Origin of the sequence: Flavobacterium sp. (assembly GCF_031409475.1) — a bacterium.
Lineage (GTDB): Bacteria > Bacteroidota > Bacteroidia > Flavobacteriales > Flavobacteriaceae > Flavobacterium.
This window is the reverse complement of the sequence record NZ_JANNXH010000055.1, coordinates 1-1,619: the sequence shown is the minus strand read 5'-3', so window position 1 is coordinate 1,619 and position 1,619 is coordinate 1. Positions and strand designations below refer to the sequence as shown.

Here is a 1,619-nt window from a genome sequence, read left to right as displayed (position 1 = left end):
CCTAAAATACGTTGACCTTTTTTAGGGTTAATATTGAATTCAAATTTAGACTTAATTGCCGGAAGATTGATAAGTTTTTTAAAAATTTCCCTACGGGTTTTAAAAACTTATCAACATTCCTACGACGCTAAAGCAGGAGTTTTAACTCGTTTGTAATTTTTATTTTCTTGTTTATTATATTGTAAATGAACTTCTTGTGGATTTTTTAAATTCAAGCTCCAGTGCATTCTCAAAGCATTGTAAAGTTCCACAGCTTCTTCAACCATTTTTCGGGCAATTTCTACTGATTTTAAGGTGTTTCGCAAACCAAATTCATATTTCAAAATACCATTAATTCGTTCAGCAATTGCATTTTCATAAGGATCATATTGTTGGGTTGTACTTAATATAAATCCTTTATTTTCTGCATATTGAGAGTAATCTGGACAACAATATTGGATTCCTCTATCTGAATGATGAATGATATTTTTGTGAGAAAAAATACAGTTTTTATGTGCCATATTTAGGGCGTCTTTTACCATCGAAACTTTCATATTGTCTTGCAAACTCCAACCCATAATTTTTCTTGAATACGCATCGGTTACAAGAGCTAAATAGGCGTGGACACTATCGGTTTTGATGTACGTAATATCGCTTACAAATACTTGTTCACTATGGGTTATCTTTAAATCAGTCAATAGGTTAGGTGATTTGTAAAAAAAATGTTTGGAATCGGTTGTAATAAAATATCGTTTTGTTTTTTTAACTAGCATTCCTCTAAAACGGAGCAAATCGTTTATGGCATCACGTCCCATTTTTATGTTTTCTTGTACCATTTTTGGCAGTAAATATTGGTATAATTTTCTGGTTCCAGTTTTAGGCAATAGTTTGCGGTAGTCAACTATCCAATTAATGATTTTTTCACGCTCTAAATCCTTAAGTTTTTCTCTTGTAATCTGCTGATAATAGGCTTGTTTGCTAATCCCGAATGATTCGTAAATCCATTTTACTTTAAAAGCTTTTTCTTCTTTTTCTGAATTTCGTTTGCTAACCATTCGGGCAGATACTTTTTTGACAGTTCTTCTCCCGTAACTTTCTCAAATTCAACAATTACCTCTTGTTGAAACTCTTTTATGCCTTCTAAATCTTCGATACGTTCTTTGAGTTTTTTAATCTCATCATCCTTTGAAACAAAGGTCTTTTGATTGGAATAATTGCTTAATTTTTTCATCCAGTAGTGTATTGTTGCTCTTGAAATGTTATACTTCTTGGAAGCGAAGTTAGCAGAAATTTGACCATTATTGATTTGGTCAATGACAAAAAGTTTGTGTTCGAAAGTTACTTTTTGATAGCCGTTTTTTCGACAGGCTTGTTTTGTTGGTGTTTCCATAGGTACTAAAAGTGTTTAATTTTTAGTCAACCTATTTTAGGACGATACATTTGGTAAAATTGCCACCAACGTCTCGTGGCTTGGCGTCAGTTGGGGATTTGGTTAGCCTAATGTATCGATTTAAGACCGAACTTACAAGTACAAAACCAACTTTAAAGTTTGCCTAAAACCCCAATTGCGCCAAACCGCTGTTAGCGGATAGTGCCTTTTGTTCTTTTTGAAATTCGCTACTTTTTTTGTTTAAATATTT

The 1,619-nt window shown here is 32.7% G+C and carries 2 protein-coding genes; both read right to left on the bottom strand.

The window, feature by feature from the left end; all coding sequences use genetic code 11:
* Nucleotides 1–119: 119 nt before the first annotated feature.
* Nucleotides 120–1,034, bottom strand: a complete 915-nt coding sequence (locus tag RMO53_RS09905) for an IS3 family transposase (RefSeq protein ID WP_310380138.1) — start codon at nucleotides 1,032–1,034, stop codon at nucleotides 120–122.
* Entirely contained in the window at nucleotides 986–1,369 is a 384-nt protein-coding gene (locus RMO53_RS09900) for a DNA-binding protein (protein ID WP_310380136.1), read from the bottom strand. Before RMO53_RS09900 ends, RMO53_RS09905 begins: the two co-directional genes overlap by 49 nt.
* Nucleotides 1,370–1,619: the final 250 nt, after the last annotated feature.

Excerpts from the sequence above, each read along its gene's own strand:
- RMO53_RS09905 (WP_310380138.1), bottom strand. The coding sequence starts at position 1,034 with ATGGTTAGCAAACGAAATTCAGAAAAAGAAGAAAAAGCTTTTAAAGTA.
- RMO53_RS09900 (WP_310380136.1), bottom strand. The coding sequence starts at position 1,369 with ATGGAAACACCAACAAAACAAGCCTGTCGAAAAAACGGCTATCAAAAA.